The organism is Peribacillus sp. YIM B13482 (assembly GCF_042787975.1).
GTDB lineage: Bacteria > Bacillota > Bacilli > Bacillales > DSM-1321 > Peribacillus > Peribacillus simplex_A.
The window spans coordinates 19,871-45,877 of the sequence record NZ_JBHZPF010000044.1; the positions used below are offsets into that span (position 1 = coordinate 19,871).

The following is a 26,007-nucleotide window of genomic DNA, read 5'->3' on the forward strand; positions in this document are numbered from 1 at the left end:
GAATTTGACCAAAATCGGTCAAGTTCTGGTTTTTTTGTTTGAGAAAGGGGGGGAATGATCCCCATAATCTAAATTTACGGTGTAAATTTAATGATATCAGGAATCCGAAATAGGAAAAAATAAAAGGACAAATACTGATGATTTGCAAGCATTTGTCCTCTTGTTTTTAAATTGTTTATTTTTCTCATTTAATGAGGGCTATAAGATTCAATGTGTTTATCCGAGGGCTCACTTTTTTGTTCCTCCTGATGTTCCATAATCTTTAATTGTTAATTTTACATTGTAGTTGATCGGGATTTCACTAAATGTTTGGTCCCAATCCTTTTTGACCTTCATCCATAATTTGGGGTTCTCGATTCTCAAGCGATTTCCGAAGCCAGCGACGTCCACTCGATATTCTTTTTGCATTTTTTCTATTGAATTCCTTACCAAGCGTTTCACTTCTTTTTCCGCTGATATTTCCGCTTTTTTTAGAAATTCATTTTTAAAGGGGTCTCCCGAAACCACCCAATTTTCGGCTAGCCTTCCCTCTGATTCAATGTTTACATCAAAAGATATGTTGTTTCCTTTAACTCGAGGTTTAATAGTACTTTTCATTGTCTCTACTTCATACACCATCAGCTGACCAGTCTTCTTATCAAAGCTCTTTACAACACCGCCTTTACCCTTTCCTGTAATCCATGTTACGCCTTCTAGTTCTTCCTCATTCAAAAAGCCCTTCATTTTATGTGTTTTTCCATCGATCACGGAAGCTCCCGCAAATTTGACTTCCCCATTAACTGAGTCTACATTTTGCAGCAAAAAACTGGATTCTGAATGAAGCTTGCTCTCTAATTTAAAAAGCGGCATAGGAGGCAAAATCCTCGATGTTCGAAAGGTATTATCTAAAATGCCAACCAGCCGAAACGCTGGAATTTCTCCTGCTGTCTTTGTTTCCAGTGTGCTCTTTGCTCTTCCTTTACTAATGAGCACAACACAGCTTGGTCTAAAATCGTTATCACGAAGATTTTCATCGAGTAATTGTTCCAAATCATACGATTTTGCAAGACTTTCACTGATAACAATCACTTTCATGTGGTGACTGGTTAATGCCTGTTCCCTTTCTAATGAAAATTCACGAATCATTTGAAGGACGGAATCCCCAGTTTGAGAAATATTAATATAAGATTTTTGTGAGGGTCCTGATTGTTTTGTGGTGGAACTTGCTACTTGTGGAGTGATGATTTGAAAGGTTGAGGTAATCAGGTCTTTTTTTGTATAACCCTCCCCTTTTTTGCTTAACTCTTTCTCAATTTTGGACTTCATGCCTTTATCAAATGCCAAACCTATGCCTAAACTTTGCTCTTCAATTTCATGACTGCTCCAACATCCTGTAAGGGATACGAACAATAGAACGGAGAGGGAAATGAAGAGGGGCCGTATTTTGCTATGTGGTTGTTTCATATTTTCCTCCCTTTACTTTTTGAATAATAAGCAGGAGAAGCGGGAGTAAACCAAATAAATACAATGCGTAATTGCCGACGAAATCTCCAAGTTTAAAGATGTCATTCATATTTTTTGGAATCATGGAAATGATGTATAAAACCGGAAGCAAGGCAAACATAAAAGGGTGAATGTTCTTTTTTGAAAGTTGAGCTAGCCCTAAAGAAGCTGCATAGTATGTAATGGTGAATGTGGCAAATATTTGCATGATCCATACCACGAGCAATAAAGATTCAAACCGTTCAAAGATCAAACCTGAGACCTCAAAACTGCGTATAAGATCAAGTGTCGGCCATGTTCTTGTGACCACTCCTTCAATAGATAATGCTCCGATAACCATTACGACCGTTAACACGTAAAAAATCAATGGAATGAAAATTCCAACAAGAATGGCTTTTACTGCTTTTTTGGGCTGATTCATAAACGGAATAAGCAGTAACATGATTTCAGGTCCTGTAAAAGCTAGTGCCGTCGTTTTTACTCCTTTTAGTACAGGGATGACTCCTTCCCCTAATACCGGACGCAGATTATCAATCTCAAATATTTTAATGCTCATGAAGGCAACGACCAAAAAAAGGATAACCGTCAAAGGTAATATAATTTCAAAAAGACGGGCAATCGGGTTAAGGCCGCCGATGATCAGATAGAGACTTACCCACATGAAAATCATCGAAATTGCCCATGTAGGGGTGCCTTCAAGAAGCAAATACTTTATTACTTCCGCCATAGAACGGAGCTGAAACCCGCAAGTAATAAGGAAATAACATATTAAAGCTAAACTGAGTAATTTGCCTAACCATTTTCCCACAATTTCATTGCTGTATTGATAAAAGGTTTTTTCGGGAAACTGTTGGCTTAATTTGACGATGATCACCCCCGCGATTATGGCAATAACCCCGCCTAAAATAACGCTTATCCATGCATCTGGTGTCTGTACCTTCTCCGTGGCTGCTCTGGGCAGGGTGAGTAATCCTGTACCAAGTATAAAGTTGATGACTATGACCGCTACTTGAGGAGTTGTAATTTGGTCTTTCGGACTGAGATTCATTCTTTAATCACCCTTCCACCGTATGTTATCTTTTACGTATAGGATTTTTCGTATGCATCATCTTTGGCCGGCGTTTCATCATCATAATTGGCATGCGAACCATCAAGTCTTTCCACTCACTTAAGCGATAAGGAACGGCTGGACTCAAATAAGGCACGCCAAAGCTTTTTAATTTCACTAAATGGCTGGCCATGAAAAGAAAAAAGAGAATGACTCCGTATAATCCCAATGTGGCAGCACACAACATAGCTGGAAAACGAAGTACCCGAAATGTAAACCCAGTACTATATTGCGGAATAGCAAATGATGAAATGGCAGTTAACGCGACTACAATCACCAAAACAGGGCTAACGATCCCTGCCTGCACAGCAGCTTCCCCAATGATTAATCCGCCGACAATCCCCATTGCAGGACCAATTGGCTTAGGTAAGCGCAGGCCTGCTTCCCTCAAAATCTCGATGGATATTTCCATAAATAATGCTTCGATAAGTGCCGGAAAAGGAACGGTTGCTCTCGTTCCTATAATGGATATGGCCAGTTTGGTCGGAATTAATCCTGAATGAAATGAGATGAAAGCTATATACATAGACGGTGTAAACAGGGCTAGAAAGGCTGCGAGATAACGAAGCATACGTATGAATGTGCCAGGAATCCATCTTTCATAATAGTCTTCCGGTGATTGTAACATCATGCTTAAGGTAACCGGAGCAATCAAAGCAAATGGCGTCCCATCCAATAAGATGGCCACCCGGCCTTCCAACAAAGCAGCGATTACGCGATCAGGACGTTCTGTATTCTGTATCTGCGGAAAAGGACTTAGGTAATTATCTTCGATGAGTTGCTCTACATAACCTGATTCTGGCACATTGTCAATATTAATTCTCTTAATTCGATTTTCTACTTCTTGAACTAATTCGGGATCAACAATATCTTTTATGTAAGCGACAACCAAGTCTTTTTTTGAACGCTTTCCTACTTGGAATTTTACTAACGATAAATTTTCGTTTTCACCACTTCCCCTTAAAAAAGATGTATTATCACTCAAAGATTCAGTGAAACCGACCCGTGGACCCCTGACTAATGCCTCTGATACCGGCTCTTCAATCGCCCTTGTTTTAAGTTTTGTTGTTCCGAGGATTAGCGGTTCCGGCAATCCATCAATTAAAAGAGCGGTAGAACCTGTTAATACTTTTGATGCTAACTCTTTAATGGAACCGACCACTTCTACTTCACTGATAGTTACCACTTCATTTTTTATAAATTCTTTTGAAATGCTTCCTTTGATGTAAGGAAGGCCCTGTTTGTATTCTGCTGAAAAGTCAACCATTAATGATGGCATGATATTTTTATCAATGAGTTCTTTATCTGAAAGTCCATCAACAAAAATGATAATTGACCGAATACCGGTACGCCCTATATTAAATTCTCGAAAATGCACATCCCAATTATGGCCAATTTCTTGCTTAACTAATTCTAGATTTGATACAAAATTATCTGTAAAATGATCAGTTGAATCTTGGGAGGTACATTCTTTTTGTTTGTCATTATTAGTAACTTTTCCTTTTTTACTGATCTTTGATATCCACTCTTTCATATCATCACTCATCCTTTGAGTTGCGAAGCCGATTAAACAATTTGGAGAATAAATACGGAATAAAAAAAACTATAAAAGCTTGTATAAAAACCTGCCACTCTGGCAGGTTGGAAACAATCGTTTTCCACATTATCATCACCCTATACTTGCCTCATATCAGCAGCTGAATTCTTTGAAATCCCTTTATTTCTCAAATAGTATGATGTTCTTACACGTTTCTTATGCAAGAAAGTTAAAAGCAAAGCCTATTTCTATCCCCTTTATTTTTGGTACTACCTTGAGGTATTTAACTCTGACATTTGCCCGTGTATCGATGGAAAGACCCGAATGTAGAAATGACGTGGATAATTTTGGTCAATAATTGCTTTACCTCCTACATTGGGCTTATGCTCATGATTGAAATATAATTTTAAAGATTCAGATACCAAATTGAAATGATGTTTGAAATAATATATACTGAAAATTAGGAATTGTTAGTAAGTAGTATCCTTAACCATTAACGACTACGTGATAAAAAAATTGCAAAATAAAGACGTTCAAGAATAAAATAATCCAATCGCAACCCTTGTACCGGAACGGAAAGGAAAAGTAATTACCGTTTTGTGGGAATGTGAATCCTGGTAATAGAACGGAAGTAAAGAATTCTCCCTCATTAAATCGAAGTATTCCTTAAACTTATTAAATCCAGTTTATTTCTTTCGACATTAGTCAAAGGGTAAAGTTGTTCGTTTCTTGTTTTCTAAGTACGATTACAAAGGGGGAAAAGGATGAATATATGGACAAGCTGCACACTAAGTTCAATTCTGGCACTCTCATTACTTGCACCTTCCGTGTCATTTGCTAAAGAAAATGCAAATCAGGAAGTTCCTGTGAGTAAGGAAACTGCCAGCCAGTATCCTGTGTTAACGAAAGCAAAAAAACCAGAAGAAGCGGGCTTTTCTTCTGAAAAGCTGGAAAAGGTGGATCGGCTGATTGAAATGGAAGTGGCTGCCGGTTTCCCTGGTGCTGCCCTGATTGTCATAAAGGACGGTAAGATCGTTAAAAATGAAAGCTATGGGTACAAACAGAAATTTAATGGATATACGCCACTTAAGAAGTTTCAGAAAATGGACAAGGACACTTTATTTGACCTTGCTTCAAACACGAAAATGTATGCAACTAATTTTGCTATTCAGAAATTAGTCAGTGAAGGCAAGTTGAATATCCATGCAAGAGTTCAGCAATACATTCCTGAATTCAAAGACATGGAAGCGGATGTGATCAAAGGAAAGGATACCCTGAAGATTATTGATGTGCTTCATCATACAGCGGGTTTTAGACCAGATCCGCAATACCATAATCCAAAGGTTTCGAAAGACCTTTTTTCACAGGAACGGGATAAGACCATTGAGTTCATATCTAAAACACCGCTGACATATGTACCTGGAACACAGAATGTATACAGTGATGTCGACTATATGCTGCTCGGTGCCATTGTTGAAAAAATCACGGGTCAGCAGCTTGACACCTATGTTGAAAATGAATTGTACAAGCCGCTTAATTTGAAAAATACAAAGTTCAACCCCCTTCAAAAAGGCTTTAAGCCAAAGGATGTTGCTGCAACTGAATTGCTTGGGAACACGCGGGATGGCGTGATTGATTTTCCTAACGTTCGCACATACACACTTCAAGGTGAAGTTCATGATGAAAAAGCCTTTTATTCGATGGGAGGCGTTTCGGGTCATGCAGGTCTGTTCTCGACCACAAGCGATCTCGCTGTCCTCCTGCAAGTGATGCTGAATGGCGGGGGCTACGGTAAACATAAGTTGTTTGATCAAGAAACAATCGATGAATTCGTCGCACCTTCCGAAATGAATCCTACTTACGGACTTGGGTGGAGGCGAAATGGCGATGCTAGCATGGAGTGGATGTTCAGCTCTTATGCGAGTGACAGTGCTTACGGACATACTGGATGGACTGGGACGGTCACGATCATAGATCCTGAATTAGATTTAGGGATTGTTCTACTTACAAATAAAAAGCATTCTCCGCTCGTTAACCCTGTAGCCAATTCCAATCAGTTTTTCGGTGACCTCTTCAAAACAGGAAGCTATGGAAGTGTTGTAACTGCGATTTATGATGCATTGGAAACGAAGGAATAAGAGGCAATATGTTTCGTAGGGAAGTCAATTTGCCAGTCGGGATATCAGGGTCATCAAGTTGACTTTGTATGTGGTACACAGTCTTAAATCTTAAATAATATTTTGGGGGGACATAATGAAAGTCAGGCTACTAACTCCATCTGATGCTGAAAGTTATTGGGCATTAAGAATAGAAGGATTAAAAAACTATCCAGAAGCATTCGCAACAAGCTACGAGGAATCTATAAATAAGGAGAATCCAATAGAGCAGGTTGCTAATAATTTAAAAACCAAAGGGAATTTTACCTTTGGGGCATTTGATGAATACGAGGAACTCATTGGGGTAGTTACCTTAATTCAAGAACAGCACAAAAAATTGCAACATAGGGCAAATATTTTTGCTATGTATGTAACTTCGAAGAAAAGTGGATTGGGTGTTGGAAAAACCTTATTAACAGAAGCTATAAATAAAGCGAAAGAAATAGAAGATGTCGAGAAAATAAATTTGACTGTAGTAACAAGTAATCAAAAAGCCAAAAACCTTTACGCAAACTTAGGTTTCAATGTTTTTGGCTTTGAGGAAAAAGCTTTAAAAGTAAATGGTGTCTATTATGACGAAGAACATATGGTTCTATGTTTAGAAAAATAAAGTGTCATCTTCAACTACGGGTGCGTTAGTAACAAGACTTATGTTTTACACCGTTCACATTTTTAGTTTTTATAAATGTGGCCAAGTGCGACACATTGGCGCCTGTCAACGGTACCGGACCGAAGGGAGGATAAGGAGTACTCACTTCATCAAGATCCTCTTGGTGTCCTCTAAAGGCAAGTGGGGAACCAACTGTTTGATGCTGTACTACCACCGCCTGAAGCGCTTATCAAAGCTAGCATTTTCGATATGATGAGCAGGTAATTAGGGATGATGAACATTAGCCCCAAAAAGAAATGTTAAAACAAATGAAAAAATATGTTGACTGAACAGACTGTATCCGCTTACAATAATATTTAGTTATTAGTCTATTTAGAAAATTATAAAAAGAGGTACCTGCATGACAAAGGAATTCGACAAAAGAATCGGGCGCCATGCAATCATGTACGCGTTTGCGGACGAAGAGGAAGAAGTCATATTGACGAATGATCTAAAGCGGATGGATTGGCTTTATGGAAAAGGTAAAGTCGGTTCAATGGAGCTGCAGAAAATAGTTGCGGCCATTGAGACATCAGCTAAAAGACTTGGATTAGTCAATCCCGATATGTATCGGGAAATGCATGCGCTGTATCATGCGATCATCGAAGCACTCCAAGGCGTGACACGGGGCCAAGTCGAGCTTGGCGGTCTTTTGAGGACTGCGGGCCTTCGGTTTGCAATCGTTCGGGGCAGGCCGTTTAAAAGCGGGGACGAAGGTGAATGGATTGCTGTCGCCGTGTATGGAACGATTGGAGCACCGGTTCGGGGATTTGAACATGAAGCCGTTGGTTTGGGAATTAACCACATTTAAATAATTAAAAGCCTATAGTTATTTAGTGAAATAGGGGGCTGTATTGTAGACTGGATAAGTCTGTCAATATGGCCTCCTTTTGTTTGTTTAAAAAAAGAATAGGGGTGCAGGAAATGATTATGTTAACGGGCCAAACTTTAACGATTGAAGAAGCGAAAAAAGTATTATATGGGGAAGCATTTGTCTCTGCTTCAGCCGAGAGTGTTAAGAAAGTGGAAAAAAGCCGGGAAGCGGTTGAGAATATCGTAAAACAAAAGAAAGTCGTCTACGGTATTACAACAGGATTCGGGAAGTTCAGCGATGTATTGATTGATGCAGAGGACGCAGAGCAGCTGCAGTGGAATTTGATTCATTCCCATGCATGCGGAGTCGGGGAACCGTTTCCTGAGGTGGTTTCGAGAGCTATGGTCCTTCTCCGTGCCAATGCACTATTAAAAGGGTTCTCAGGCGTCCGTCCTGTTGTCATTGAACGTCTGATCGATCTTTTGAATGCCCATATCCATCCGGTCATCCCTCAGCAAGGTTCTCTTGGGGCAAGTGGGGACTTGGCACCCCTTTCCCATTTGGCGCTAGTATTGATGGGAGAAGGGGAAGTGTTTTATAAAGGAGAGCGAATGGAGGCCATCGTAGCTTTATCGAAAGAAGGCATTCTTCCGGTGACACTTAAAGCAAAAGAAGGTCTTGCATTAATTAACGGAACACAGGCCATGACGGGGATGGGGCTCGTCAATTACATTGAAGCCGAACAGCTTGCCCATCAAACTGAAGCGATTGCTTCACTGACTTTAGAAGGATTACGCGGTATTGAAGATGCCTTTGATCGGGATGTTCATCTAGCACGCGGTTACCGCCAGCAAACAGAGGTCGCGGAAAGGATTAGCCGCATGATCAACGGCAGCCAGCTCATCACCAAGCAAGGAGAACTGCGGGTACAGGATGCTTATTCGCTTCGCTGCATTCCGCAAGTGCATGGTGCTTCATGGCAAACTCTTGATTATGTAAAAGAAAAATTGGAGATCGAAATGAATGCTGCGACGGATAATCCGCTTATTTTTGACGATGGGGAAAAGGTTATTTCAGGGGGGAACTTCCATGGCCAGCCGATAGCATTTGCGATGGACTTCATGAAAATCGCTGTTGCCGAGCTTGCGAATATTTCAGAGCGCCGCATTGAGCGACTCGTCAATCCTCAGCTGAATGACTTACCGCCATTCTTAAGTCCGTCACCTGGCTTGCAGTCTGGAGCGATGATCATGCAATATTGTGCAGCTTCACTCGTCTCTGAGAATAAAACACTCGCACATCCTGCAAGTGTGGATTCCATTCCATCTTCAGCGAACCAGGAAGATCATGTAAGCATGGGAACGATTGGATCCCGACACGCACATCAAATCATTCAAAACGTTCGCCGCGTTTTGGCGATTGAGCTCATTTGTGCCTTGCAAGCGGTGGAATACCGTGGAATAGAAAAGATGGCTCCGTTTACAAAAGAGTTTTATACGGAAGCAAGAAAGCTCATTCCAAGCATTACGCAAGACCGTATCTTTTCAAAAGATATTGAAGCAACGGCAAGCTGGTTACTTCAAATCGATTGGAATTCATTTATTAATAGGAGTTTACCTACAACATAATATGATGATGCTAAATCACCGAATCTTTAAAAATTCGGTGATTCTTTTAAAAAACGTTAGGCATATAAGCCCTTTGACTTGAGTTTTTAAGCCTAACATAGTTGCGGAAATGCTACTTAGATCCCTGAATTCCAAAAAAAGGTCTTAGCATAAGAAAAAATGACCTTGAAAAAGTAAAAATTGCAAAAAGTAACTGCTAGATTAAATATGCATTTTTGGAGGGGAACCCAATTTGGAAAATAGGCAATTGCAGCCGTTTGATAAAAATGAGCAAAACCAGCCGTCAAATACTTTACAAAGAAAGCTAAAAGCGCGCCACCTTACGATGATTTCGTTGGGTGGTGCTATTGGAACAGGGCTTTTTCTCGGCAGCGGGCCGGCGATTCACTCTGCAGGACCTGGCGGGGCTTTGGTAGCTTATACCGTTATCGGTATCATGGTTTATTTTATTATGACAAGTCTCGGAGAACTTGCATCATTTATGCCAATCAGCGGAGCCTTCAGTACCTATGCTACGCGTTTCATCGATCCGGCACTAGGGTTTGCACTTGGTTGGAACTATTGGTTCACCTGGGCGATGACGCTTGCGGCGGAACTATCTGCCGCAACGATGGTTATGAAGTTTTGGTTTCCTCACAGCCCGTCATTCTTATGGAGTTCTTTGTTTTTAGTTTTGATATTCTTATTGAATTACGTATCAGTTAAAGGATATGGAGAAGGGGAATATTGGTTTTCGCTCATTAAAGTGGCGACCATCATCATTTTTATCGTTGTCGGAATATTGATGATATTCGGGATCATGAACGGAGAGGCGATTGGTTTTAAAAACTTCACAGTTGGTGACGCTCCGTTTGCCGGTGGCTTTTTGGCAACATTGGGTATTTTCATTGCTGCTGGTTTCTCTTTTCAAGGGACAGAAATAGTCGGTGTGGCAGCCGGTGAAAGTGAAGACCCGGCAAAAAATGTACCTCGTGCAGTTCGTAGCATCTTTTGGAGGATCTTCCTTTTTTACATCCTAGCGATACTTGTTATTGGACTGATCGTTCCTTATACGAATGGCAGCCTGCAGGGACACACGATCATGGTTAGCCCGTTTACGATGGTGTTTGAAAAAGTGGGACTGGCATTTGCTGCTTCGGTGATGAATGCCATCATCTTAACGGCTGTATTATCTGCTGGTAATTCAAGTCTTTACGTGACAAGCCGAATGTTGTACTCAATGGCAAATGAAGGGCTGGCACCGCGGATTTTTGGGAAGCTCAACAAGCGCGGCGTTCCCATTTGGGGACTGATTGTGACCTCACTTGTTGGGATGCTTGCATTTTTTGCTTCCATTTTCGGTGATGGAGTTATCTATATTTGGCTGATGAATGCAGTTGGGGTCACTGGATTTATATTCTGGCTAGGTATAGCGGCGAGCCATTACCGGTTTAGAAAAGCATACATTGCTCAAGGGTATTCACTGGACGATCTTCCCTATCTATCAAAATGGTTTCCTTTCGGACCGATATTTTCCTTTGCCCTTTGTTTATTCGTTTTAATGGCGCAAAACTATCAAGCCTTTCTTGGAGATACCATTAATTGGGCAAGTGTGGTTGCTACCTATATTGGCATCCCATTTTTTCTGGTAATGTGGCTTGGGTATAAGTTAATTAAGAAAACAAAAGTAATTCCGCTAGAAGAGTGCCAGATTGATTTTGATGAACACAGGAATGCAAAATAAACATAAGACTTCTTTAATAATTTCAACTTTCTTTGTTAAGAAATTTAGCAGCCTTGAAATGACAAGGTTCCTTACCGCCAAATAAACAAAATTTGAATGATGCCAGTTGATTGAGCCGAGGTAACTGTTGGAGATGATTGAATCAATACGGACAATATCAATTTCATTTAAGGGATATCCCTTTTTTATCCCCCTACAGGTAGATTATTAAGGACATTTAATAATCTACCTGTAGGGGATTTTTTTTTTGGCGGAAAGGGACAAACATTTTAAACGTGAAGTGGTTCGATTAAATTTGGGGGAGGTTCATTGAGTTTAGGCTTTATTAAGTAGGCAAGAGATTTCCATATAGCCTAATTAACGGTTTTGTAAAACAGAGATAAGCCCTGCCAAAAGGGTTTGGAGGGTTATTTGGCATGGCCATGAATAATGTAACAAAAAGATAAGAAATAATTCAGGTGTAATTGGGGAGGAAAGACATGGGCACTATAATTTACATTACAAAATGTTGAGTCTAACAATCTATATCAAATGGTCTATGAACATGTTGGGAAATAATTGTTCATCTTCTTATTTAAATGTCCTTTCTTCCATAAACTCACCGATTTTTCGGAACTTATCAAAACGTTGTTGGCGTAGATTGCCTTTATCTAATTGACCAAGTTCTTGTAATGCTTTTCGTAAGGTTTCTTTGATAAAGTGCGATTGAAGTGGGATGTCAATATGTGCTCCTCCTATAGGTTCTTTGATGATCTCATCAATCACCCCTAGTTCCATCAAGTCCTTAGCCGTAATTTTCAATGCCTCAGCTGCTCGTTTTGCTTGTGAGGCATCCTTCCATAACAATGCTGCTGCTCCTTCAGGTGAAATAACCGAATAAAATGTGTTTTCTAGCATGTAGATTCGATTGCCTATACCTAGAGCCAATGCACCACCACTCCCGCCTTCACCAACTACAAAACAGATGATAGGCACTCCAAAACTTGCCATTTCACGAAGATTGAGGGCGATAGCTTGTGATTGTCCGCGTTCTTCGGCTTCACGACCTGGGAAGGCCCCTGCCGTGTTGATAAATGTTACGATGGGGCGATTGAACTTATTGGCTTGTTGCATAATTCTTAGGGCTTTCCTGTAGCCTTCAGGTTGCGACATGCCAAAACGACGATAGATATTGTCTTTAGTATTTTTACCTTTTTGATTTCCTAAAACAGTTATAGGCATTCCTTCGAAGGTAGCTATTCCTGAAACCAATGCAGGATCTTCCCCATAAAGTCTGTCACCATGAAGTTCAATAAAGTCTTCAAAAATATGGTGGATAAAATCTAAAGTAGTAGGGCGTTGTTGAATTCTTGATAGTTGAATTTTATCCCAAACTTCCATATTCTCGTTAAGATGGATTTTGATTTCATTGACTCTTTGCTCAAGATTATTTATTACTTCGTTAAGGTCAAGATTATGCTTTGTAGACACCTCTTTCAATTCAGCAATTTGATTTTCCAGTTGTTTTAATACTTGCAAATTCATCGTTTAAAACACTCCCTGAAATCGAGATGATGGATTTTTAAAATGGTTGTTAATGATTGTTTTAATTCACTTCTATTTACAACCATATCCAGTTGCCCATGTTCTAATAAAAATTCAGAGGTTTGAAAATTTTCTGGAAGTTCTTCTCTTATCGTCTGTTCAATTATGCGTCTTCCTGCAAAGCCAATTAAAGCCTGTGGTTCGGCAATATTGATATCACCTAATGAAGCGAAGCTAGCAGAAACTCCACCCGTTGTAGGATTCGTTAAAACGGATACGAAAAGGATTTTTTCGTAGTTTAGTTGTTCTAAAGCAACACTCGTTTTTGCCATCTGCATGAGACTAAGAATTCCTTCTTGCATTCGAGCTCCGCCGCTTGCCGAAAACAATATAAATGGTTTTCGTGTTTTTAATGATTCCTCAATGGCTCTTGTAATTTTTTCACCGACTGCTGAGCCCATACTTCCCATACGGAAACGAGAATCCATGACACCAATCACAACCGGATAACCACCTATGGAAGCTTCCCCGGTAATAACCGCATCATTTAATGCAGTCTTATTTTTATCAGAAATTAATTTATCTTTATATTCAGGGAAGTTCAGCGGGTCAACGGAAATTAAAGATTTATTGAATTCCGAAAAAGAACCACTATCTGTAAGCATTGAAATGCGGTCATAAGCGGTAACCGGGTGGTGATATTGGCATTTCGGACACACATTCAATTCTATCTTCATAAGAGATTCATCATAAGTTTCCCCGCATGATTTACAAGTAAAAGGGATTGGAGTAAGGCTTTTGTCTATTTCATTTGATTCTATTTTTTCTCTCTTTAATGGGTAAATCTCCATCAATCCTCCTTTGGTAAGACAGCTTTATTACAAGTTACGCTCACCGTTTTGTTTTTTAGCTTTTCATTAAAAAGTTTTATACAATCAGCAATCACCCTAGAGTGGGACTTCATTATAAAAAATTATCTATTCCTGTATGAATGCATGTTTACTTGGAAAATCAAAAACTTACGATTTTATCGACGGGAAATACATAGGCTTGTATACAAACCGAGTATACAAACATTAAAAACTACTTATTATCTTCTATATAGTGAATATTGATCCAGTTCTTAGAAAGAACGATTTACCAAATAGCAAAGCGTCATTTATCCCCATTAATTGGTGTAAGCTCATAATATGCAATTACTAATATAATTGAATGGGTCATTCTTCCATGGATAATATTTTATTGGTTATCAGATTGTTAAAAAGATAAAGATTAATAGTTTTTTTCTTAATTTAAAGGGGCAGATTAGGCACACATAATATTCAAGAGGGCAATCTTAGAATGTAAATGAAACTTTAAGAGCTATATATTCGTATAAATTGATAGGGTTTCAAGCGAAAGTGAAATGATCATAACAGACTAATGGAAATTAAAGGAGAAATGAACCGAATGTTTAAGAAGTTTATGGCTAAGTTAGGGAAAGGTGCAGCAACTGTTGATTTACGCTACGAAAACCGTTCTTATTATGCTGGTGAGACACTAAAAGGGGAAGTAATTTTACATGGCGGAGAAGTGCAACAACAAATTAACCAGTTAGCAGTTGGCTTCATGATTAAAGTGAGGACAAAACGTGGGGAAACTGTCACGAAAAAAGTGTCATCTGTACCTTTAAGCGGTCCGTTTACAATTAAGGAAAAGGAAGAGAAACATTTTGACTTCACTTACAATATCCCGCAAGATCTTCCTTTAACAAGAGGTTCGATTTCTTACTTTTTCGATACTCACCTAGATATTCAAGGTGGATTGGATCACATTGATGTAGATGCATTGGTCCTTAAGGCTCCAAAGGAACTAGAAGCCATTTTCAACTCACTAAGTAAGCTCGGTTTTCGAGAACAACCTACTTCAGGAAAAGTGGATGCCTATGGACAGGAATTTTCATTCTTTCCAACAGCGCAATTTGCCGGCCAGATCAATGAATTGGAGATACGGATTTCTTCAAATGAAGCTGTAGAGCAGGTGTTTATGGAAATCGATTGTCAAAATGGGAATCGAGAAATTGAAGCCAAACGGGAATTTGTTATTGATCATAGACTGTTAGAGGAACATCAAGAGCTTACCCATTTTTTACAGCAACAAATTGCAGAGGTCGTGGAACAGCCTCAATTGTTCACGCGTCCATTTTCTTATCATGATCAATATTCACCTACAGGAAATAAATTCAGTGGTGTTGGGGGAATGGTTGGAGGATTAGCCGCAGGAGTATTGGGTGGCATGCTGCTTAGCGAAATGATAGATGGTTTAGATATGGATGGGGTGCTAGAAGGGGCTACTGATGCCCTTGGAATAGAAGAAGATATGTTTGATGTGGAAGAACAGTTTGAAGATTTTGGTGGCTTTTTCGGTGATGGGGATGAGTAACTTAGATACCAAACATTAATCATTTTTAATTGTTGTAGTAAAATTCCAGGAGGGAAAACAACTTGTTGTTGAGAAGATATCTGTCACAATTAGGAATAGGAAAAGCTGTAATCGATCTTAAATTGCCTAAGGTAAAGTATGGGTTGGGAGAACGGATAACAGGTGAATTCTCCATAATAGGAGGAATCTGTGAGCAAAAAATAAAACGGTTGGAGTGTGACTTAGTGCAATTAGACAAGGTGAATAATGTGCAACGGATTTTTGATACCACAACCATACTGACAACAAAATTTATAGAGGAGGAGCAGGAAATCCTTATTCCATTTTCATTCCAGTTGCCGATTTCCGCTGCCTTGTCATCAGAGCACATATCCTACCGATTTAACACGAGGTTGTTTTTTGATAAAGGAGTAATAAGCGAGGATCAGGACATCATTCAAATAGTAGACCAAATTAGTCAAGAAAATTGAAGTTGACAATAATATATAAATTTAGTTTGAATTATGATTTTCATGTTTTCTAAGTTTACGAAGGAGGATATTAATAGTCATCATTAAACTAAGTGCTAGGGTATAAAGACAGCAACTTCACCAGGGGTGAAGTTGCAAAAAAAAGAATGTACTCATAATTGTTTGATTAGCTGCATAATCTCCAAGTTAACAGGAAATCTCTATTTTATATTTCTTAACAAACCCTAAAGTACTTTCAAATACTTGCTGTATCTTATGTTCTGGACAATGGATGCGCACCTGCAAATCTCGGGATGCGTCATTTCATAAGAATTCATAATGACATCCTGTTCCTCTTTTTCGAGAACCCTAGCTTCATACAGCTCACGGACTTTTCTTTTGCCGAAGGTAGCTTCGCGAGACTACGGAAAGCTGTCTCATAGCCGATATGAAGACTGATTGCCGTGATGATACCAACGCAGTTTTCCACGGATCTCTTCATTTGCAGCAATAGCTTCAATATAGTATTTACTCAATATAGATAGAGCTGTACATAATGCTGGTAGATTGAAGCGGGATGAAGGCAAGAACAGGCTCCATGACATACAACTCAAGTTGTATGTCATTACCGATTACCTAAAAAGTCCACTTTGTTGATAACTTCCGCCGTGACAGTGGTGACTTTTCCCTGGCATTAAAGTCACTCCCTCATTCAAACGTTCCTTTTATAAGCGGAGCCATCCTTTCTACCATCACTTGTCCTCTTGCAATTACAGTATCAATTGTCAATGTATCCTTTTGCAACAATACAATATCAGCATCCTTCCCGGTTTGGATGCTGCCCTTGCTCGAAAGCTTTAGTACTTGTGCGGGATTGGTGGTGATGACCTTCAGTGCCGTTTCCAACGGGATGCCTTCCTTTAAAACAGAATCACGGACTTCGTGATATAGCGAGGATACTTTTCCAACTTGTAGGCCTGCATACTCCCCATGGCTGTTAAAGAAGGGAAGGCTTGCTTGTCCGTCTGAAGAGAAGGTTATGTGCCCGACTGGAACCCCTTCTTCAAGCATCAGGCGCAAGCCTATGCTGCACTTCACTTCCCCTTCTTCCAAAAACAAAGGAATGGTACTTGTGGTAAAGTCTACGTATCCGCCTCTCTTCGCGTAATCAATTCCCGCCCTGAATAATTCCCCATTTCGATTGATATGTGTCGGATGGAGCTGCCTAATTGGTATGTTGGTTTTATCTACAATTTCATGCAGCAATGAAAGCTTTCCATCTCCGTCCCCTACATGAACTTCTAATATCCCAGCTTTTCCTGACAGGATACCGCCATTGCGTGCCGCTGAGGCGACTTTAGTCAATTCCTCAAATGTGGGTTCTGATGATCTATGGTCGGAGATTGCAATCTCTCCAACACCGATAATTTTATCGATTAAAATAATATCGTCCTCGATTTTTCCCGTCAATGTTTTTACTGGCACTTGATAGGAGCCAGTATGAATGAAGCAGGAAATACCCTCTTCTTCAAGCGCCCGCGCCTTGGCAAGAAGGCTTTCCATTCTACGTGTAGTTCCGTCCGTACCAAGTAAGCCGACCAGCGTTGTAATACCTGAAGTTGTAATATCAGTGAGCATCAGCTCGGGGGTGCGGGTTTTGAATCCTCCCTCGCCGCCTCCACCAATAATATGAACATGTGAATCTATAAAACCCGGAACAACGAAAAGATTAGCCGCATCAATGATTTGAATAGGGGCAAAGTTGTCAGGAATCTCGATTCTGTCATCTATAAATGCGATTTTATCATTTGTAATCAATATGTCCTTCCGTCCTAAGTAATTGGGTGAGTATATCTCGCCATTTTTAATTAAAGTAAGCAATTCGTTTCTCCTCCTGTAAATACTGCTATCAGAATGGACCATACCCGACGAAGTGGGCTATGATAACAGCTACTAATCCGATGAGATATTGAATGAGCACCAGCGGCAAAATCCACTTCGCCCACTTTGTCCAAGAAATGCCTGCGATTGCTAAGCCTGCCATTAAGGTGGTAGCGGTCGGGAAAATCATATTCCCGATTCCGTCCGCGAAAGAGAAAGACAACACTGCGGTTTGGCGTGTAATATCCAATAAGTCTGCGAGCGGCACCATAATTGGCATTGTCAGCATCGCATGACCGGTGCCGGACGCTAGAATAAAATGGATAAGAGTTTGGAAGCTGTACATGCCAGCAACGCTTAACAAGGCAGGGATATGCTGGATAGATTCAGCTACTTGATGTAGCATAGGGTCGACGATATGGCCCTCATTCAATACAACAAGAATGGCGCGTGATACGCCGATTATCAAAGCGCCGCCGAGCAAGGCTGCAGATCCATTAGTAAAGGAGTTGACAATGTGATCTGCAGACAGTTTTCCGGTGATTCCAATTACGATTGTCAATACAATGAATAAGGCAGCAATTTCTGTCATGTACCATTGGAACTTGATGACTCCAAACGCCAAGACGATATAGTTAATTAAAAAAGCTACTAAGATGAACTTGTGTCTCGCTGTTAATTTCGCACCTGATTGCAGCAAGTTTTCCGATTCTTCTTTTGTATATTTTCCGTAGATTCCTATATAAGGATTTTTCTTTACCTTCATTGCGTAACGATAGATATAAAGAACGGAAACCAGATAGACAATAACAAATAAAATAAGGCGGAATCCCATTCCTGAGAACATCGGCAATTCTGCGATTCCTTGGGCGAGTCCTACTGTGAATGGATTCATGACGGCTGTCGTAAACCCTGACATTACCCCTACTATAACAATGGCGGTTCCTGTAATTGTATCGAATCCCAGAGCCAACGCCAGGGGAATGATAAGAGGAAGATATGCCAGTGTTTCTTCTGCCATCCCCATTAAGGAGCCGCCTACTGCGAAAAACAGCATCACGACAGGAATCAATAGCTTTTCACGCTTCGCCAACTTCCGAGCCATTGTCCCGATAAGTACATCAACCGTACCTGTTGCTCTTAAAACACCGAAAAACCCTCCGATAATCAATAAGAAAAAGATAATATTTCCGGCTTCTACCATTCCTGTGTGAATAGCTTTTATCATATCGAACAATCCGACTGGTGCAGATTCTATCCATTTAAAAGAATTGGCGTCTACAGTTGTCCGTCCATCCGCTTCAATTCGTGCAAATTCCCCGGCCGGCAAAATGTAAGTGAATAGCGTTGCTATTGCGAGAATGCAGAGCAGCAGTACAAAAACATTGATTTTTCTCTCTTTTTTCCCTGGTGTTCCAAGCGAAACAACCTTCTCTTCAATTTGGCTCATAAATGTCTCTCCTTTGTATTTAAAATAAAAGCATGGAACTAAACCGCTTACAAAATTATGCCGGCCTCATAGACTATCATCTGTTTTTCTCGTATTCTGCTGTTTCCCTCCTTTTCAAATCCATAGGCACATCAATGCTTTATATATGCAAAATCTGTGCCAATATTTCTAGATTGATTATTATGAAAACTTTAGAATTAGATTAGAGTTTAAGGTCATTATTGGTTCTTTTTGGTGATATAATAGAACCAATTTAAAGACAGGTAGGTGCTTTTATGTCAAAATCCTCACTTACGCTTATAGCGGGAAGTGCAAAAACAAAGCAAGCCTTGCAGGAACAGCTGGAACAATTGCTTGGAGACTATGTTCATATTAAAAGCCATTCTGCCGATGAGGGATTACCGGAGTCTCTGGAAGATACAATAATCTTGTATTCATCAGATGCTGCTTATGATAAAACAAACGACATTTTTAGCATAAATGCCGAGAAAATAATTGTGGGAAAGAGAACGGTTCATCATGAATACATTGATAAACTATTAAGAATACCTGAAGGCTCAACAGTTTTGGTGGTGAATGATGTTGATGAGGCAACAATAAGTCTTATTGAATCCTTATATCAGCTTGGTGTCGATCATGTTCAATTCATCCCTTTTCGGAAGGGGAGTTTGTTTTATGAGGATGTTCATATTGCAGTTACACCAGGAGAAACAAATCTTTGTCCCTCATACATAAAAGAAGTAATCGATATAGGTGTGCGACTTTTTGACATGACAACAATTTTAGAAGTTGTAGAACGCTGCGGTTTGAACAAGGATATATCCTCGAGGATTTCAGAAAGGTACATTAGGAATATCATTGAATTACAACGTAGGCTGTTATATGCAGAGCGGGATGCCAAGCGGATGAGCGAGCACATCCAAAATGTGCTGGGAACTGTCGATGATGGAATATTGGTCGTAAACGAGGAAGGGCAGATTACAGTATTCAATAATAGGCTTGCGGCATTGTTTCATGTTGATCCACAAGATGTAGTTAAAAAGTATATGAAGGAAGTAATGCATAGCCGGGATATTACCGATTTCATCATGAACGGTAAGGATGCAAGCAAGTTCTTCGATATAGATGGCATGGATGTCGTCATTTTTCGATTACAAATGGAGAAAGAAAATACAATTGTCGCAACCTTCAAGAGTGTACATCAAGCCGTTGAAATTGAAAAGACGGCACAAAGGGAAATGCGAAATAAGGGGTTTTATACGAAATACAGCTTTCATGATATTATCGGCGAGCATGAAGTAATGAAAGAACGTAAGCAGATCGCCAAGAAGCTTGCCTTGTCGGGGCATCCGATTTTGATTCAGGGTGATACAGGAACAGGAAAGGAACTGTTTGCGCATGCTATTCATGAGCATTCAATGCGAAAAAACGGGCCGTTTCTCGCTGTGAACTGCAGCGCATTAACAGAAACTTTGCTTGAAAGTGAATTGTTCGGCTATGAAGAAGGGACATTTACAGGAGCGCAAAGGGGAGGCAGGAAAGGTTTGTTTGAATTGGCGGATAACGGGACTATCTTCTTGGATGAAATTGGCGACATAAGTCTCACAGTTCAATCACATCTGCTGCGAGTTCTGCAGGAGGGAGAAATTCGAAGGATTGGCGGCAGAAGAATCATACCCATTAATGTTCGGTTGATTACAGCAACGAATAAGGATCTTCAAGGAAAGATGCGGGACGGTTCGTTCAGAACAGACTTATTTTACCGGCTGAATGTACTTAATCTCCGCATTCCGCCACTCAATGAGAGAAGAGCGGATATTCCACTTTTGATTAAGCATCTCATCACAAAGAGTGGGAAGTGGGTAAAGGTAGAGCAAGACGTACTGGAATATTTCATGCAATATGAGTGGCCCGGCAATATAAGAGAGCTGAAAAGTACTATTGATTACATGCTGACGGTCTGTGAGGGAAATGTATTGATGAAAAGGGACCTTCCGTTCATGCACGGACAAGCGGGAGAAAGTGTGATTTCGAAATACTCCGCGTGTGAAAGTATGCTGGAAATGCAAGAGCGCACTTTTATTTTGGAAGTAATCAAGCAATGTAACGATAAAGGAAAAGCGGCGAGCAGAGAGCTTATATCAAGTCAAAGCATAGATTCGGACATTGTCTTGTCCACGCAGCAGATCCGCCGCCGCTTGGATATTTTAGCGGGCGAAGGATTTGTGATCAAAGGCAGAGGACGGGCCGGCACAAAGATAACTGCGGCTGGAATAGAGTATTTATATTTTCTAAAGTCAAATCGCTGAGGGTAGCTGAAATAAGTTATTAAATTCTCAACAAAAAAACCGATTGGTAAATCAATTGGTTTTTTTACATATCTGCATGGGAAAAAAAATTATAGAAAGAAATCTATACAGTATATAGAAATTATGAATTGATAAGTGAAGATGAGAATTTTATTTAACAAGAAATATAGTGATGTTAGGGATATTGATTTTGGGGTATATGGTTGTTATCTGCCACAACGTCATAAAAAGTATTTTAAAATAACAAAAAAACGATTGAATATAAAATCTTGATAATGAACAGCAAGGCAATAGAAGTGTAGCGATTGTTCACGCTGGGTGTAGTTATAAATGCACGGTCTGTATTTTTTATTATTTTATATCCTTTGCAGCAATGGAAAACTTGTACAGCCGATGAAGCTATGAATGAGTTAATTGAAAGAAGGCAATCCACTAACTAAAGTAGCCATATTTTTTGTACTGGTTTTGTCAGTGAAGAGTATTCGATTATGAGATATTTTCACATTTGAAAAAAATGATAAATCGTGTGTCCGAAAATTTGTTTTCGACGTCCGAGTTTTTGCTATGAACGTTGATAAATCAACGTTTATAGAAGAATGGTGCTACTTTCATATGATGCACGCTCTTAACATATATACTCAACAATTCCGCCGCACATCATTTGAATTTATATTCATTGTTTGTTAAGGTAATGAAGTACTTTAGGGAGAACGGTTTATTCCGTGTGATGGAACTGACCAAAAAACTCTAAAATAAAAACCAATATATTTCAGTTGATATATGCTGTGCCTGTTAGTTTCCTCAGTTGTATTGCACCTCTTTTCCCTACTTGAAATGCTCAAATTAGACACATTGGGAATCCCATAATCATTTTCAATGCGTATGGTGTCATACTGCAAGTATCATTCCACCTGGTTAAGGAAAATGAAGTACTTAAGAGGGGTAATCTTTAGTCCAACGACTGGACAGAAAACTCTAAGTGGAAATCTTTTATATTAAAGTTGGTATATGCTGTGCCTGCTTGTTTCCTCAATTGTGATTGCACCTCCTTTTCCTACTTGAAATGCTCAATTAATCACACATATAAAATCCAAGTAAAGAATGGCTTCTTGGGAACAATAAAAATAGTAATTTCTTTGTTCATTAGGTCCTGTGCAAGAAGGTGCCACTCACATATGTGTCAATTCCGCTTTTTTTACCTCAATATGGTATAGAACAGAAGAAAAAAGTGTGTGGGTAGAATCGTTTTTTAAAATTTCGATTATTTCAAGGTACTTGTGTATTAATAATCATCACTCGCATAAAACGGGGAAATTCAGCAAAACTGAATCATATGGGCAACTATTAGAATGAGGTGACTTGATGAAGCCGTATGTAGAAGTCAGAAATGTTTCGAAAATTTTTGGCAAATCTCCAAAAGCAGCAACAGATTTATTGATGCAAGGCAAAACAAAAAAAGAAATCTTGAAAGAAACGGGACAAACGGTCGGAGTTAATAATGTGAATTTCGAGATTTATCCTGGCGAAATTTTTGTCATCATGGGTCTATCCGGAAGTGGGAAATCCACTTTAATCCGCATGTTCAATCGTTTGATCGATCCTACATTGGGAGAAATCTTAATTGGGGGAGAAGATATCGTGAAGATGAACGCGGCACGCCTAAGGGAAGTCAGGCAAAAGAAAATAAGCATGGTCTTTCAGAACTTTGCTTTATTTCCGCATAAAACGATATTGGAAAATGCTGAATTTGGGCTCGAAATTCAAAAAGTGGATCCAACAAAACGTCATGAAAAAGCGATGAAGGCACTTGAGGCCGTTGGATTGAAAGGCTACGAAAATCAGCTGCCGTCACAGCTTAGCGGTGGTATGCAGCAAAGGGTTGGGTTAGCTCGGGCACTTGCTAGTGATACGGACATATTATTGATGGATGAAGCCTTCAGTGCTCTTGATCCATTAATACGTAAGGATATGCAGGATGAGTTGATTGAAATTCAAGATCAGTACAAAAAAACGATCATTTTCATTACCCATGATCTTGATGAAGCATTAAGAATAGGGGATAGAATTGCTCTTATGAAAGATGGAAGTGTGATTCAATTGGGAACTCCTGAACAAATCATGATGAATCCAGCTAATGAATTTGTCGAGAAGTTTGTTGAAGATGTTGATCTATCAAAAGTACTGACAGCTTCTCATGTAATGATACGCCCAGAGAAGATCGCAGTTGACAGAGGTCCGAGGGTTGCATTGGAAATCATGCGTAAACAAGGGTATTCCAGCATTTTTGTTGTGGATAGAAAGCAGAAATTATTGGGGGCAGTGACTGCAGAACAGGCTCGTCAGGCAATGAGCAATAACCAATCGATTTCTGAAGTGATGTCAACCGATATCCCAACTGTAAAAGAGGATGAATTACTTGGTAGCCTCATGGATGTGATGGCAACTTCAAGCTTGCCAATCTCAGTGATTGATGAACAGAAAAGAATTAAAGGAATTCTGCTTCGCGGTGCCGTGATTGGTGCTTTAGCAGGAAATAAAGATTCCTTGAATGAAATGGAGAGTGAATAATTCAATGAATATGACAAAAATACCACTAGGAGCTTGGGTCGATTCTTTAGTGGATTGGATAACTATTGTATTTGCTGGATTATTTACACTTATTACGAATGTGATTGAGGGTCTACTGAATATCCTGGTCGATGTAATGAGTGCTGGACCTTCCATCGTGTTAATTATAGTCCTTACCCTTCTGGTTACCTATACAAGCAGATGGCCATTGGGAATATTTACTTTCATTAGCTTACTTTTGATTGATAATCTTGGTTATTGGGAATCAAGCATCCAAACACTTGCTATCGTTATATTGTCAGGATTCCTAACCATACTGATCGGGATACCGATCGGAATATGGTGTGCCCAAAATAAAACGGTGCGTAAGATCGTAACCCCAATTTTGGATTTCATGCAAACGATGCCTGCGTTCGTTTATTTGATTCCTTCAATATTATTCTTTGGAATAGGGGTAGTGCCGGGGATCATTGCGTCATTCATTTTCGCAATCGCACCGACAATCCGTATGACCAATCTTGGGATTCAGGAAGTGCCTAATGATTTAATTGAAGCATCGGATGCTTTTGGTTCAACAAGCAGCCAAAAGTTATTCAAGGTACAAATACCATTGGCTACTCCAACGATTATGGCAGGAGTTAACCAAAGCATCATGCTTGCATTATCCATGGTTGTTACAGCTTCATTGGTTGGAGCACCCGGGCTTGGGGCAGATGTCTACCGGGCTGTCAGCCAAATTAATGTAGGACAAGGATTTGAAGCAGGATTATCCATCGTAATCATTGCAATCATTCTAGATCGTATCACGCAAAACCTTCGTAAGCCAGCTTACGAGCATATCGTTAGCAGGAAAATCATTTTTACAATATTAGCTTTACTTGTTGTAGGGACTGCACTGTTCGGTACTTTTACAAAAGAAAAAGCTGTGAACGGGGATAAAAACAGTTTTGCTGCCAAAACCAATTATGAAATCATCGGAATTGAACCTGGAGCAGGATTGATGAAGTTGACTAAAACGGCTATAGGTGATTATAAGTTGGATGATTGGAAGTTGGTTGAAGGATCTTCGGCGGCAATGGTTGCTGAATTGAAAAAAGCAATTGATAAAAAAGAACCGATCATCGTTACTGGATGGTCACCGCATTGGATGTTCTCGAAATATGACTTGAAATATCTCAAAGATCCGAAAAAATCCTTTGGCGGGGCTGAAAATATTAATTCGATTGCCAGAAAAGGCCTCGAACAGGATGCGCCCGGCGCTTATAAAATTATTGATCAATTCTTCTGGAAAACTGATGATATGGAAGATGTAATGGTCAAAGTCACTGAAGGGATGTCTCCTTCAGAAGCGGCAGAAAAATGGATAAGCGAAAATCCGGACAAAGTGTCCAAGTGGACTAAAGGTGCTAAATCAGGAAATGGTGAAAAAATCAAACTGGTTTATGTTGCATGGGACACTGAAATTGCCAGTACAAATGTAATTGGCAAGGTTCTGGAACAGAATGGTTATGATGTAACATTAAGTCAAGTTGAAGTGGGACCAATGTTTGCCGGCGTTGCAAACGGAAGTGCGGACGCAATGGTGGCTGCATGGCTTCCTGGTACACATCTTGAATACTATAATAAGTATAAAGATGATATGGTTGACCTTGGACCAAACTTAAAAGGAACAAAGAATGGACTGGTTGTACCGGATTACGTCGATATTGATTCGATTGAAGATTTAAAATAAGAAAAACGAGGGGATTTCAGAAATGAAATTCCCTCGTTTTTTCAGTTAAACGAAAGATCAATGTATGGAAACGAATTTACTCTTCAATTCTTCTTCCGTTACTTCGATCTTTCCTTTCAAATCTTCAGCTAGTAATACATAACTTTTCACACCTATGAATTCTGAATGTGATATTAAAAAAAATTTTGTCCCCTTTTTATACGTAGAAGGATCATCTTCGATTAACCTAAACATTTTCATCCTTTATCCACCTTCGTCAACCGCATGTAATATAACTACCTTTAGAGAACACTCTCTAGTTTGGGTAATAGCATTGAACAAGTTAAAAAGGAATAAGGGCCCTACTTCTTCATTTCCCTTTTTATATCATTGATATTTATAAGCGGTCAACTATTTTAACACCGGCAGGCTTTTTCATTGTTTGGAAAATTCTTAAATTTCTGTGGAACTGCCTATAATTGAATGTTAAAATTCAGTTGGAAAATAGTGATCCCTGATACATAAGAAACTTCTATGGCGGCGATTCTCGCCGCCACCATCTAGCACGAAAACCTGCTCTTTACCCAAAAATAAAGT

18 protein-coding genes are annotated in these 26,007 nt (G+C 39.6%); 10 read left to right on the forward strand and 8 right to left on the reverse strand.

Annotation, left to right across the window (positions count from 1 at the left end):
* Positions 1 to 228 precede the first annotated feature (228 nt).
* The 3 genes from ACFX4L_RS18605 to ACFX4L_RS18615 are packed head-to-tail and all read right to left on the reverse strand — an operon-like array spanning position 229 to position 4,124.
* Entirely contained in the window at positions 229 to 1,443 is a 1,215-nt protein-coding gene (locus tag ACFX4L_RS18605; protein ID WP_377384973.1) for a Ger(x)C family spore germination protein, read from the reverse strand.
* Entirely contained in the window at positions 1,427 to 2,530 is a 1,104-nt protein-coding gene (locus ACFX4L_RS18610) for a spore germination protein (protein WP_377405862.1), read from the reverse strand. The genes ACFX4L_RS18605 and ACFX4L_RS18610 overlap by 17 nt, the downstream gene beginning before the upstream one ends.
* Before the next feature lie 25 nt (positions 2,531 to 2,555).
* Positions 2,556 to 4,124, reverse strand: coding sequence for a spore germination protein (locus ACFX4L_RS18615; protein WP_377384969.1), 1,569 nt, complete (start codon positions 4,122 to 4,124; stop codon positions 2,556 to 2,558).
* A 767-nt stretch (positions 4,125 to 4,891) separates the two neighbouring features.
* Here ACFX4L_RS18615 and pbp4b point away from each other — a divergent pair.
* The 5 genes from pbp4b (at position 4,892) to ACFX4L_RS18640 (ending at position 11,097) form a co-directional block, all read left to right on the forward strand.
* Positions 4,892 to 6,265 carry a penicillin binding protein PBP4B gene (gene pbp4b / locus ACFX4L_RS18620; RefSeq protein WP_284468970.1) on the forward strand — a complete coding sequence of 458 codons (1,374 nt, stop codon included), beginning with the start codon at positions 4,892 to 4,894 and terminating at the stop codon, positions 6,263 to 6,265.
* A gap of 115 nt (positions 6,266 to 6,380) precedes the next feature.
* Positions 6,381 to 6,893: a GNAT family N-acetyltransferase gene (locus tag ACFX4L_RS18625; RefSeq protein WP_377405864.1), complete on the forward strand. Its 513-nt coding sequence runs from the start codon at positions 6,381 to 6,383 to the stop codon at positions 6,891 to 6,893.
* A 400-nt stretch (positions 6,894 to 7,293) separates the two neighbouring features.
* Complete coding sequence (gene hutP, locus ACFX4L_RS18630) at positions 7,294 to 7,743, forward strand: histidine utilization transcription antiterminator HutP (RefSeq protein WP_061461237.1); 450 nt, start codon at positions 7,294 to 7,296, stop codon at positions 7,741 to 7,743.
* A 113-nt stretch (positions 7,744 to 7,856) separates the two neighbouring features.
* Positions 7,857 to 9,374, forward strand: a complete 1,518-nt coding sequence (gene hutH / locus ACFX4L_RS18635) for a histidine ammonia-lyase (RefSeq protein ID WP_125162862.1) — start codon at positions 7,857 to 7,859, stop codon at positions 9,372 to 9,374.
* A 325-nt stretch (positions 9,375 to 9,699) separates the two neighbouring features.
* Positions 9,700 to 11,097, forward strand: a complete 1,398-nt coding sequence (locus tag ACFX4L_RS18640) for an amino acid permease (protein ID WP_377384997.1) — start codon at positions 9,700 to 9,702, stop codon at positions 11,095 to 11,097.
* Between the two features lie 570 nt (positions 11,098 to 11,667).
* Here ACFX4L_RS18640 and ACFX4L_RS18645 read toward each other — a convergent pair.
* Both ACFX4L_RS18645 and accD read right to left on the reverse strand, forming a co-directional pair.
* Positions 11,668 to 12,621: an acetyl-CoA carboxylase carboxyltransferase subunit alpha gene (locus tag ACFX4L_RS18645; protein ID WP_377405866.1), complete on the reverse strand. Its 954-nt coding sequence runs from the start codon at positions 12,619 to 12,621 to the stop codon at positions 11,668 to 11,670.
* A complete protein-coding gene (gene accD, locus ACFX4L_RS18650; RefSeq protein WP_377405868.1) occupies positions 12,618 to 13,472 on the reverse strand; it encodes an acetyl-CoA carboxylase, carboxyltransferase subunit beta in 855 nt (284 codons plus the stop codon). Before accD ends, ACFX4L_RS18645 begins: the two co-directional genes overlap by 4 nt.
* Before the next feature lie 598 nt (positions 13,473 to 14,070).
* Between accD and ACFX4L_RS18655 the strand changes: the two genes are divergently transcribed.
* Together ACFX4L_RS18655 and ACFX4L_RS18660 are read left to right on the forward strand one after the other, a co-directional pair.
* Entirely contained in the window at positions 14,071 to 15,042 is a 972-nt protein-coding gene (locus ACFX4L_RS18655; protein WP_377405870.1) for a sporulation protein, read from the forward strand.
* 62 nt (positions 15,043 to 15,104) lie between these two features.
* Entirely contained in the window at positions 15,105 to 15,512 is a 408-nt protein-coding gene (locus ACFX4L_RS18660; RefSeq protein ID WP_061461243.1) for a sporulation protein, read from the forward strand.
* Between the two features lie 687 nt (positions 15,513 to 16,199).
* On the opposite strand, the gene iadA is transcribed toward ACFX4L_RS18660, so the two are convergent.
* Together iadA and ACFX4L_RS18670 are read right to left on the reverse strand one after the other, a co-directional pair.
* A complete protein-coding gene (gene iadA / locus ACFX4L_RS18665) occupies positions 16,200 to 17,372 on the reverse strand; it encodes a beta-aspartyl-peptidase (RefSeq protein ID WP_377405872.1) in 1,173 nt (390 codons plus the stop codon).
* Between the two features lie 28 nt (positions 17,373 to 17,400).
* Complete coding sequence (locus ACFX4L_RS18670; protein WP_377384951.1) at positions 17,401 to 18,822, reverse strand: YfcC family protein; 1,422 nt, start codon at positions 18,820 to 18,822, stop codon at positions 17,401 to 17,403.
* Between the two features lie 275 nt (positions 18,823 to 19,097).
* Here ACFX4L_RS18670 and ACFX4L_RS18675 point away from each other — a divergent pair, with 275 nt between their 5' ends.
* The 3 genes from ACFX4L_RS18675 to ACFX4L_RS18685 all read left to right on the forward strand — a co-directional run bounded on the left by ACFX4L_RS18675 (position 19,098) and on the right by ACFX4L_RS18685 (position 25,431).
* Positions 19,098 to 21,131 (forward strand): sigma-54 interaction domain-containing protein, encoded by a 2,034-nt coding sequence (locus tag ACFX4L_RS18675; RefSeq protein ID WP_377405874.1) that lies wholly within the window; start codon positions 19,098 to 19,100, stop codon positions 21,129 to 21,131.
* A gap of 1,362 nt (positions 21,132 to 22,493) precedes the next feature.
* Positions 22,494 to 23,699 (forward strand): quaternary amine ABC transporter ATP-binding protein, encoded by a 1,206-nt coding sequence (locus tag ACFX4L_RS18680; protein WP_377405876.1) that lies wholly within the window; start codon positions 22,494 to 22,496, stop codon positions 23,697 to 23,699.
* Positions 23,700 to 23,703: 4 nt separating this feature from the next.
* A complete protein-coding gene (locus ACFX4L_RS18685) occupies positions 23,704 to 25,431 on the forward strand; it encodes a glycine betaine ABC transporter substrate-binding protein (protein ID WP_377384947.1) in 1,728 nt (575 codons plus the stop codon).
* 57 nt (positions 25,432 to 25,488) lie between these two features.
* Here the strand turns inward: ACFX4L_RS18685 and ACFX4L_RS18690 are convergent, their stop codons facing one another.
* Entirely contained in the window at positions 25,489 to 25,671 is a 183-nt protein-coding gene (locus ACFX4L_RS18690; RefSeq protein WP_089364188.1) for a hypothetical protein, read from the reverse strand.
* Positions 25,672 to 26,007 lie beyond the last annotated feature (336 nt).

Coding starts and splice junctions, on each gene's coding strand:
- pbp4b (WP_284468970.1), top strand. CDS start 4,892: ATGAATATATGGACAAGCTGCACACTAAGTTCAATTCTGGCACTCTCA.
- hutH (WP_125162862.1), top strand. CDS start 7,857: ATGATTATGTTAACGGGCCAAACTTTAACGATTGAAGAAGCGAAAAAA.
- accD (WP_377405868.1), bottom strand. CDS start 13,472: ATGGAGATTTACCCATTAAAGAGAGAAAAAATAGAATCAAATGAAATA.
- ACFX4L_RS18605 (WP_377384973.1), bottom strand. CDS start 1,443: ATGAAACAACCACATAGCAAAATACGGCCCCTCTTCATTTCCCTCTCC.
- ACFX4L_RS18670 (WP_377384951.1), bottom strand. CDS start 18,822: ATGAGCCAAATTGAAGAGAAGGTTGTTTCGCTTGGAACACCAGGGAAA.
- ACFX4L_RS18690 (WP_089364188.1), bottom strand. CDS start 25,671: ATGAAAATGTTTAGGTTAATCGAAGATGATCCTTCTACGTATAAAAAG.
- ACFX4L_RS18645 (WP_377405866.1), bottom strand. CDS start 12,621: ATGAATTTGCAAGTATTAAAACAACTGGAAAATCAAATTGCTGAATTG.
- ACFX4L_RS18610 (WP_377405862.1), bottom strand. CDS start 2,530: ATGAATCTCAGTCCGAAAGACCAAATTACAACTCCTCAAGTAGCGGTC.
- ACFX4L_RS18640 (WP_377384997.1), top strand. CDS start 9,700: ATGATTTCGTTGGGTGGTGCTATTGGAACAGGGCTTTTTCTCGGCAGC.
- ACFX4L_RS18625 (WP_377405864.1), top strand. CDS start 6,381: ATGAAAGTCAGGCTACTAACTCCATCTGATGCTGAAAGTTATTGGGCA.
- ACFX4L_RS18685 (WP_377384947.1), top strand. CDS start 23,704: ATGAATATGACAAAAATACCACTAGGAGCTTGGGTCGATTCTTTAGTG.
- ACFX4L_RS18655 (WP_377405870.1), top strand. CDS start 14,071: ATGTTTAAGAAGTTTATGGCTAAGTTAGGGAAAGGTGCAGCAACTGTT.
- ACFX4L_RS18615 (WP_377384969.1), bottom strand. CDS start 4,124: ATGAAAGAGTGGATATCAAAGATCAGTAAAAAAGGAAAAGTTACTAAT.
- ACFX4L_RS18675 (WP_377405874.1), top strand. CDS start 19,098: ATGTCAAAATCCTCACTTACGCTTATAGCGGGAAGTGCAAAAACAAAG.
- ACFX4L_RS18680 (WP_377405876.1), top strand. CDS start 22,494: ATGAAGCCGTATGTAGAAGTCAGAAATGTTTCGAAAATTTTTGGCAAA.
- hutP (WP_061461237.1), top strand. CDS start 7,294: ATGACAAAGGAATTCGACAAAAGAATCGGGCGCCATGCAATCATGTAC.